Source organism: Holdemanella porci, from assembly GCF_019052655.1.
Taxonomy (GTDB): Bacteria; Bacillota_I; Bacilli_A; order Erysipelotrichales; family Erysipelotrichaceae; genus Holdemanella; species Holdemanella hominis.
Genome location: NZ_JAHQVB010000189.1, coordinates 1 through 379, shown reverse-complemented (window position 1 = coordinate 379; position 379 = coordinate 1). Strand labels below are relative to the sequence as shown.

At 37.7% G+C, this 379-nt stretch carries 1 pseudogene; it reads left to right on the top strand.

The features are described 5' to 3' along the window. Positions 1 to 379 (top strand): annotated as a pseudogene (locus KTQ83_RS12085) (RNA-guided endonuclease TnpB family protein); the annotation flags it as partial.

The following is a 379-nucleotide window of genomic DNA, read 5'->3' as shown; positions in this document are numbered from 1 at the left end:
TATATAACCATTACCTGGCAAAACGTAGGGATGCCTATGAAAAAGATGGAATCACATTCAACTATTCGGCATGTGCTAAGGATCTAGTTTCTTTAAAGAGAGAATATGAATGGCTTAAGGAAGTGGATTCTGTGGCTCTACAGTCCAGTGTAAAGAATCTGGATACGGCCTATATCAATTTCTTTCGGAAAAAGGCGGAATATCCTAGATTCAAATCGAAGAAGACGCATCGTTATTCGTATACAACAAAATATACGAATGGAAATATTGAACTGTTAGACAATAAGGTCAAGCTTCCTAAGATTGGTCTAGTAAAGATAAAGAAAACACGAGCACCAAAGGGAAGACTACTTAGTGCAACGGTATCACAAGTACCAAG